The sequence below is a fragment of the Acinetobacter sp. ANC 3781 genome (genome assembly GCF_004331285.1).
In the GTDB taxonomy this organism is placed as follows: domain Bacteria; phylum Pseudomonadota; class Gammaproteobacteria; order Pseudomonadales; family Moraxellaceae; genus Acinetobacter.
This window is the reverse complement of record NZ_SJOH01000038.1, coordinates 1-9,187: the sequence shown is the minus strand read 5'-3', so window position 1 is coordinate 9,187 and position 9,187 is coordinate 1. Positions and strand designations below refer to the sequence as shown.

Sequence of the window (9,187 nt, the reverse complement as noted above, 5' to 3'; positions counted from 1 at the left end):
ATAAATATTTGATTTTAAATATATCAAGCTGGTTTTTCAAATAACCTCTCCCCTCATAATAAAAGGTGATCTTTAAAAAATATAGCACTATAAATCTATGCTAATTGTTTTAAAAATCACCTTTTAAAATTAATTGCTGAAAGGGTTATTTTATTAATTTTATATACACTTTACTGAAATCCCTTAATTATTATCAGCCAATCGATTTACAGGGATCAAGGTATCTACAACAACGCCTTCTTCTTCAGGAAGATCATGCTTATTGCCTTCAGTACGGGCAATTACCGCTGTAGCGATACTATTTCCAATAACATTGGTGGCAGTGCGCCCCATATCTAAAAATTGATCAACAGCCAAAATTAATAAAATACCCGCTTCAGGAAGTTTGAACATGGCAAGAGTTGAAGCAATCACCACGATAGATGCACGAGAAACGCCAGCAATCCCTTTACTGGTGATCATCAATGTGAGTAATATCAAAGCCTGTTGGGCAAAACTTAAATCAATATTATAGGCTTGCGCGATAAACAGTACCGCAAACGCCATATACATCATTGAACCATCAAGATTAAATGAATAACCCAATGGAAGAACAAAGCTGGTAATACGTTTTGGCACACCAAACTTATCTAAAGCTTCCATGGTCTTTGGGTAAGCCGATTCACTGCTGGCGGTTGCAAATGCCAACATGGTTGGTTCTCGTACCACTCGCATTAATCTGAAAACATCTTTTTTCAAGAAGATATAACCGAAAGCAATTAAAATTGTCCACAGGATCAGCAATCCCAGATAGAACTGTCCAATGAAAATACTGTAATCAAGAATTAACTTCGGTCCTTGAACAGTAATGGCTGAGGCAATTGCTGCAAAAACTGCAATAGGGGCAAAAGCCATCACATAATCGGTGATACGGAACATGACTTTACAAAGTTCATCAATAATTCGGCCAATCACTGTAGCTTCACTATGGTGCTGAACATAAGCCAGTGCTGAACCAAAGAAAATTGAAAAAACTAAAATTTGTAATATTTCATTATTCGCCATCGCTTCAGCAAAACTGCGCGGGAAAATATGCGTAATAAATGTTTCTAAGCTTAGACTGGTAGCACTCACCCCTACATCTACTACCTCTTTCGGGATGCTCAGGTTCATGCCCGATCCCGGCTGAAACAAATTTGCTAAGCCCATTCCAAGCAAAAGTGAGATAAACGATGCACCAATAAACCAACTCATCGCTTTTAGTGTAATTGACCCCAAAGAAGAGGATTTTCCCATTGAGATTAAACCAGAAACAATTGTTGCAAAGACTAACGGTGCAATAATCATTTTAATTAATCTTAAAAATACATCTGTAACGATCTTGAAGTAGGCTGCAATTTCCGTTACTTGAGCAGTCGTTAAAATAGTATGAAAGGCCCAACCAACGAGTATTCCTGAGATCATTGCAAGCAGGATATATTTGAGCAATTTTTTCTGGTTCATAAAAATAGTTCCTTCTTTAATCTTCTTTGCATCAATTTTATTGCTTTAATAGCAAGGCATTGATGACTTTCCATGTTGATCAATTTATATAGGCTTGGTTTTAAGAAGCTGGGTGCAAAATCATTGACTAAGCAATTAACTGCAGCAGTGTCACTTTTTTTCGGGGAAAACGATAATGCAAAATTTAATTATGCTATGCAAAAAATGCATGAAATTATTATTTAATTTTAATGTATAAGGGTGAATATTATTTTTGAAACAAAAGCCATATTTGAGTTATTTTCTTATAATTTTCAATATTTAAGGAGTCTAATTCTGAGTCATCATTAAACTCTTACTGAAGCAATTAGCACAGCAAGCTTACCCAATCGATCGGTTACTATTGTAAATAATACATATGGAGCTAATTCAAAAGTTAAGATGTCAGCAACAAATGTTAATTTAAGATTATTCCCCGCAACGGTACATATTCAATAATAAGCCTAGAACAATGAACCCTCATAAAAAGTGCTATACGTTCGTATTGCATGTCAAAACACATCGTACAACGAATCCCTTTTTAGGTTTATTTTTCATGTCTTTGGTACCTTCAAATCAGTTGTCTGTATCGAATTCCCAAGCGATAAAAGCGATAGTATGCTTTTGGGCAAAGCGAATGTTTTCTTGCTTGTGAATTAAATATTCTTTCACAGGATAAATGTTTCGAGTGCAGAAGAAGATTGAAAAGTCGATGCCTGACTCAATCATGGTTTGCATAACTTCGCCTGAATACAGCGCACAGCAGGAGTGTCTCATGACCTTCTTGGAGAATAAGTTTTTGACGTTCGTTTGGTTGACATAACAATAAGGTTTAAATCTAAACCCTATATTCTATCGTTTATAGCAAAACAAAAACCGTTGATAGGCTAATATTTTCTAAGGTTAAGCAGAGAGCTTCTCATTATTTGCTTATAAACACTCCAAATAAGAATTCTAAAAGCAGATCTGGTTCTAATGAGCAACGCTCTCGATTAAAGTATGAAAGGGCTCATCAAAGGAGGGTTGTTTCTAGAATTCTGGTGGCTATTCATAAATCGAATTACAATGGTTTATAGCTTCAAAATGTTCTCAAAAGACTTTACCACCCAGAGGGATCCTTCAAGGACAACTCTGGTTTCAAATAAGGTTGGTTATTATCTTTAATCCCATTGAAGTGATATGGGCAACTTTATTAGATCACTAGACTTGCTCAATTTAAAGATAAAGCGAAAATTGCATAAAAAAAATAAATTTATGAATATTTAAACTCTAAATAAATATATTCAATAGGAGCTTAGGAAAACACGAGAGTAATGGCGATGGATGCAACCAAATTTGAAAATGATTACGTAACAGGACAGAAAAATAAAAATTATAATGAAGTAATGGCCAGAATTGAGGAATTAAATCGCTTGGCACTGACCAGTAAAGAATGGAAAAAAGATTTCCATTACGGCTTTCATGCCCGCGAATGCTTTGATGTCTGTTATGCAGTAGGTAAAGCAAAAGCAATTTTGGTTTATTTACATGCTGGATATTGGCAATCAAGAGACAAGAATCAATTTTATTTTATTGCCGATCATCTCGCTGAACTGGGATATCATATTGCCATCATGAATTATCCTCTTTGCCCAGAAGTCAGTATTGAAAAAATAAGAACCTCATTAAGTTATGGACTGTTAACTGTTAAAACCTACTTAAATGGTTCTTCTAACAACTTGCCTATGTATATTTGTGGCCATTCAGCAGGTGCTCACTTAACAACAGAGCTGGTATTAAATGCCAAAGAGAAAGTTAAAGATCAGTTAAATATTAAGGGAATTATTCCTATTAGTGGAATATATGATTTAGAGCCTTTAATATCTACCAGCTTAAACATGAATATTAAATTAAATCACATTCAGGCAAGAAATAATTCACCGATATTAAGAGTATCTAAAGACTTAGTGCCTGCTGAATTTTTTGTTGGAAATAATGAAACCCAAGCTTTTATTCAACAATCACAACAAATGAAAGATCAATGGGAACTTAAGGGGAATACTGCAAATTTTACTATTCTTAAGAATAGCGACCATTTCAGCTTACTTTTTCACTTCCTTGAAGATGGAGAAATCGTAGAATCGATTGAACGATTGTATGGTTCTACAACTGCATGATTTTAAATACTATAAAAAACCACTTTTTTTAAAGTGGTTTTTTATAAATAGATAATACAGATAGCGAAGATAGCCAAAATAATGGTAAAAATACCAGAAGACAATAATAGGAGGCGGTGGATAAATAGATTTTTACTTTTTGTACCCAGTGTAGTTATTTTTTTAAAATTAATCAGTATAGTAAAATAATAAAAATTAATAATTAACGCAATAAAAATAGCAATATAAAATAAGGCAGAAGGTTTGCTCATCAAAATTTTGAAGAAAGTAAAATTGATTATAATATAAGAAAATAAACTTCTTTCTAGGGATAAAAAAGTTCTTTCGGGTTGAAGTCCATTATCTTGCATTTTTATTCCTATTTCATATGAATAAAAATGAATACAATCAGAATTAAGCTAAAAACCGATAAGAGAGGAGCCATACAGGGATAAGGAAGTGACTGTTTGGTTCTAAGCGCGTATTCAATTCTGAACCAACGAAAAATCGCACTCACGCTAAGAATAATAGAAAGTAAAATTAAAGCGATAAAAACCTGATCTGCGATGACTTTTTCAATCTTTCCCTGACTCAAGGTAATAAATGCAACTGCACCCACTAATATTGCCAGTGCTGTTCTATTCCATGCCAAAAATGTTCTTTCATTGGCAAGCGTAAAACGAGGATCTGGGTCTTCACCATCTGTTAATTTTATAATTTTAAATAAAATTTTCATAAAATTTTATGATCAGTCAAAATTTTAACTATATAGAGATTAATAATGAGGAATATGCATTTTTTATTTTTATGTATGCGTTTTATCCATTTTTTTGAATAAATTGTCATGAAAAAATGCATAGTGAAAATATCCAAAAATTGTTTGAATGATAAAAAAGGGAGTATCAAAATGGAAATGTTAAATCAAAAAAATTTATCGTCTTTAGTGTTCAGTGAATCACGTTTAAATAAAGAACTTAAAAATATTAAATGGAATGTGCTGGGCCATGTATATGAACCTATTGTAGGGGGGGATCAACAGTCAAGTTTTGCATGGATTTCGAATGATCCTTCAGGTACTTTTGTTCCTCCTCATATGCATCCGGTCCAGGATGAACATGCTTTTATTCTTGAGGGAGAGTATTCACTTTATCTGGATGGTGAATGGACAACCGCCAAAGCGGGTGATTACCTTTACTGGCCACGTGGAACTACTCATGGTTATAAAGTTACTTCGGCTGGACCTGCTAAAGGTATTTTTTGGGTAAGTCCAGGTAATGATTTGGCCAGTCTATTCTCAGAATTGCATAATTTAAGTGACCCAGAAAAGGTGGTTCAGGTATCGGCGGCCCGTAATATTCGTTTTATCGATCCTGCACGTCTTCCGAATTGTGAGTTTTAAGCCCTAAAAATAATATATTCTTATCAAAAGCTTTCAATATTTTGAAAGCTTTTTTTGTTTTCCAGAAGGGATATTTTAGCTTTATTTTTATATTTCAAGAATATGATCTAATTCCGAATAATTTTTATTTTATTATAAAAAATGACTTAAATTACGCATAGTGAATTTTTAAAAACTGCATATTGGCCCGTTAATCTACTCGACTATATTAACAGTGTGTTATTAGCATAAATTAAAAAGGACTATTCAATGACAATTAATAATCAACAGGGAATGAAAATTATTGCTTTAGGTACCGGCGGTGGTCCAATCGTATCCAGTTCTAGAGCAGGTATTTCGACGGCTATTTGTGTCGACAATGCGACCTATATTGTGGACTGTGGTATGGGCAGTATTCGCAATTATAGAAGTCATGCTACTTGGGGTGAGTTACGTGGTATTTTTATCACCCATCATCATTCTGACCATATTTATGATCTAGGTTCTTACCTATTCACGGGCTGGCAAGTTCCTGGCGAATCTTTCAGTCAACCTATTCAAATTTATGGTCCTGGCAAGCCTCTACAAAATCCAGCTATGCCTGCTCACTCACACCCTAAAATTAAAGGCTGTTGTGGTGGTGATCATCCGATGGTTGGTACCGCCGCTATGGTCGATGCCTTAATACATAATGTATTTGCATCCGATATTGCAATTCGAATGGCAGATGAGGGACGTTCAAGTCCAACAGAATGGATTAAAGCATTTGATATTCAAATTCCAGAAAAGGCCAAAGCCGATCCAGTGCATAACCGACATCCGGAAATGGAACCTTTTGTCATTTATGAAGATGAACTGGTCAAAGTCAGCACAATCTTGGTGGATCATCGCTTATGTTTTCCTGCTTTCGGTTTCAGATTCGATTCTAAATATGGTTCTGTCGTCATTTCTGGTGATACGACTTATTCAAAAAACTGTATTTTATTGGCCAAAGATGCAGATGTGTTAATGCATGAGGTCATCGATCTGGACGCAATTTTAGCCACTTTCCCTGAAGGACCTACTCGAAATGGGATTGCTGTTCATCTTGAAGAATCTCATACTTCTTATGAAAAAGTAGGTCTGGTTGCTCAAGAGGCCAATGTTAAGGCACTTATTTTGCATCATATTGTACCGAATACGCCTGACTCAGCTGATGTCCAAAAAATGGTGAATGTCGCTCAAAATGATTTTGATGGCCTGGTATTGGCAGCAGAAGACAATGACACTTTCAATGTCATCGATATTGTTAAATCTCGTCTGGAAGAGGGCAAAGCTCGTGAGTTAATTCGGGAGGCGAATATATGAAGAGCCAAACCAAAAATTTCCCGACTTCACTTGTGGAGTCGCTTGAAACGGGAAAAATTACTAATCGGGCATGGTTAATTACGGGAATGCTGATCATATTCCAAATGATTAACTTTGCCGATAAAGCGGTGTTAGGACTTGTGGCTGAACCGGCAATGCGCGAATTGGGGATGTCGAGTAGTCAATTTGGTTTTATTGGAAGTTCTTTTTTCTTCTTGTTTGCTATTTCCTCTATTGTAGTAGGATTACTGGCGGCAAAAATACAAACCCGCTGGATCCTTTTTACCATGGGAATTGCATGGGCAGTTTTACAATTTCCCATGCTCTTGGGAGGGGGCATAACCCTCTTATTGGTAACACGAATTATTTTAGGTGCTGCAGAAGGGCCTGCTACACCTATCACTTTGCAACATATTCATGGATGGTACGAACCCAAGGAACGTGGATTGCCAAGTAGTTTGGTTGCCATAGGATCGACCTTAGGCCCCATTATTGCTGCTCCAATTCTAGCGGCTATTATTGCTCATCCTTCTTATGGATGGAGATGGGCATTTGGTTTTTTAGGCATATTCGGTCTGGGCTGGAGCCTATTATGGTTTGTAATTGCAAAAGAAGGACCATATAGCCATATCAAAGCGAAACAACAACTGACTCAACCTAAGCCATTGGTTCATCCAAATACAAGTTATATTAATAATAAAAGTATTGCCGAATTTTCAGACTTGCTAAAAGTAGTCCCTTTATTTAAGGTCTTTTTCTCACCGATGTTTATCTCTGCTTTTTTAGCCGGTGCTGGATGCTTCTGGGCCATGGGCTTTTTAACAACATGGGCACCTCGTTATTTGTCGGCAGTACTCAACACTTCTCCACAGATGATCGGAATGATCTCCACATTTCCTTGGATATTTGGTGCTTTAACCTTACTTGTAGCAGGTTATCTGTCGAAAATTTTAATGAAAAAGGGAAGTTCAGTACACAAATCAATGGGCTGTGTATTCGGATCCTTAATTTTAATGTCAGGTATTTTCTTTCTATTATTACCTTATACCACTGGGATCGCAGCCGTTTGCGTTCTGACTATTGCAGCAGGTTTGGCAATGACATTCCCACTGGCCCCTATTACTTTAGCCTATAGTATCTGCTCTAAACAGCGAGCAGCCGTTATGGCGACAGTCACCGCATTGGCATCGTTAGGCGGAATGATTTCACCGACCATGGTGGGAATGTTTATGGAATCGGCAGGCTATATTCAGCCGATGAAAGGAATTCTTCCGGATGCTGCAATGTTAGGCAAACTGGTTACAGGCATGAATCTAAGTTTTTCATATATTGGGATCTATTTATTAATTGTAGGATTAGCGGCAATTCTGTTCCTTAATCCAGATAAAACTGCAAAAAAATTGCAAAAAAATATTGAAGTCAATAATGATTAAATAATATGGGTAAGTTGGTTTTTAAAATCTGATATAAACCGATAAAAAGAGTACTTGATTTATAAAGTACTCTTTTTATTTGAATTAATTTTCAAATATCTTTATAAAAAAGATGAAGCTCGCAAAGAATAAATATTTAAAATAAAAAAATTATATTAATTTTAATTGAAATAACTATTTTTCATCTACAAACCAACTGTGTTCTTAAAACAGCTGGTTTAAAACGCATTATCTTATTTACTACTTGTTGTTTTTCAGTGTTTCAGAAGGAAACTCGCCAAAACGGGTTTTATATTCTTGGGAAAATCGTCCCAATTGCTGGAAACCGCAGTCCATGGCAATACTTGAAACATTTTCCCAGGGCTTGATCTCTTTTAAACGCTTATAGGTTTCTTCAAAGCGTAAATTACGCAAATAGGCAACCGGGGATTGACCAAAATAGGTATGAAAATCGCGATATAACCTTTCACGAGAAATTCCAAGAATTTTCTCAAGTTCGCTTAATTTCAAAGGTTGCGATAAATTTTCTTTAAATAAGCTTTCAATATAATTTAAATAAGACGGTTTTCCCTGTAAGCGGCGTTCAAGTTCTAAACTGTAATTATGTGGTTGAGAATTGAGTAAAAGAGAAATCAGATTAATTTCAAAATTATTCCAAATTCCTTGTAAATCCACAACAGAATCATATTCTAATAAAAATTCTTGCAAACTCATGGCTAACTTAAACCATTGTTTAATTGAACCTTGCATCGGGGCTTGAATATCAAAAATTAACGGTCGAGTAATTTTATAGCCTAACATCCGCATGAGATGGTTTTCCATATTTTTTTTAGAAATACGAATCATTTGCTTTTGGCAGTTAGGTTCTAAAACCATAGAAAAGGGTTGATCAGGTGAAAATATTGCCGCTACATTATTACTAGAATATATCGTTGAAGACTTAATTTTAATTTCTTGTATGCCCTCAATTGGCACATTAAAAATATAACAGTGCTGCAAATTATCAATATTAATATTTACAAGGGTTGAATACTGAATTTTACCAAAAGTGGTTTCACCAATTTGTATACCTTCATGCAAAAAATTAATTTGTTTCGGATTAGGAATATGTAAATGGTGAGGACCATTTGCCTTGATTGTCCAGTCTAAAACTTCTTGAGATTGATGAAAATGAGCAAAAAATTTTTTAGGCAGCCAATTTTCACTTTTTCCTAACTCAATCATTTCTATATCCTTATATCTTGATCAGAGAAAACTGTTATTCTAGTAACTTAAATAATCTGTTTTTTAAGTTATATTAAAAAAAATATAAGAGCAATGAGTATATATAACAAAAAAATTGTTTTATACAAGAAGTATGAACTAAGAAAAAAAAGTATAAACAATATATTTCA

7 protein-coding genes and 1 pseudogene are annotated in these 9,187 nt (G+C 34.9%); 4 read left to right on the top strand and 4 right to left on the bottom strand.

The annotated features are described in order from the left end of the window. Positions 1–183 precede the first annotated feature (183 nt). On the bottom strand, positions 184–1,482 hold the full coding sequence (locus E0H89_RS16345) for a dicarboxylate/amino acid:cation symporter (RefSeq protein ID WP_131218587.1): 1,299 nt from the start codon (positions 1,480–1,482) through the stop codon (positions 184–186). Between the two features lie 475 nt (positions 1,483–1,957). Beyond that, a pseudogene (locus E0H89_RS16340) lies at positions 1,958–2,238 on the bottom strand (epoxyqueuosine reductase QueH); the annotation flags it as partial. 575 nt (positions 2,239–2,813) lie between these two features. Here E0H89_RS16340 and E0H89_RS16335 point away from each other — a divergent pair. Next, positions 2,814–3,656 carry an alpha/beta hydrolase gene (locus tag E0H89_RS16335; RefSeq protein ID WP_250697896.1) on the top strand — a complete coding sequence of 281 codons (843 nt, stop codon included), beginning with the start codon at positions 2,814–2,816 and terminating at the stop codon, positions 3,654–3,656. 358 nt (positions 3,657–4,014) lie between these two features. On the opposite strand, the gene E0H89_RS16325 is transcribed toward E0H89_RS16335, so the two are convergent. Then, the gene (locus E0H89_RS16325) at positions 4,015–4,371 is read right to left on the bottom strand and encodes a YidH family protein (protein WP_131218583.1); all 357 of its coding nucleotides are present in this window, start codon (positions 4,369–4,371) and stop codon (positions 4,015–4,017) included. A 171-nt stretch (positions 4,372–4,542) separates the two neighbouring features. Between E0H89_RS16325 and E0H89_RS16320 the strand changes: the two genes are divergently transcribed. From E0H89_RS16320 to E0H89_RS16310, 3 genes are all read left to right on the top strand, one after another. Beyond that, a complete protein-coding gene (locus E0H89_RS16320) occupies positions 4,543–5,034 on the top strand; it encodes a cupin domain-containing protein (protein ID WP_131218581.1) in 492 nt (163 codons plus the stop codon). A gap of 249 nt (positions 5,035–5,283) precedes the next feature. Continuing rightward, positions 5,284–6,360 carry an MBL fold metallo-hydrolase gene (locus E0H89_RS16315; protein WP_131218579.1) on the top strand — a complete coding sequence of 359 codons (1,077 nt, stop codon included), beginning with the start codon at positions 5,284–5,286 and terminating at the stop codon, positions 6,358–6,360. After that, positions 6,357–7,793 (top strand): MFS transporter, encoded by a 1,437-nt coding sequence (locus tag E0H89_RS16310; protein WP_131218577.1) that lies wholly within the window; start codon positions 6,357–6,359, stop codon positions 7,791–7,793. Before E0H89_RS16315 ends, E0H89_RS16310 begins: the two co-directional genes overlap by 4 nt. Positions 7,794–8,033: 240 nt before the next feature. Here the strand turns inward: E0H89_RS16310 and E0H89_RS16305 are convergent, their stop codons facing one another. Further along, on the bottom strand, positions 8,034–9,017 hold the full coding sequence (locus E0H89_RS16305; protein WP_131218575.1) for an AraC family transcriptional regulator: 984 nt from the start codon (positions 9,015–9,017) through the stop codon (positions 8,034–8,036). Positions 9,018–9,187: the final 170 nt, after the last annotated feature.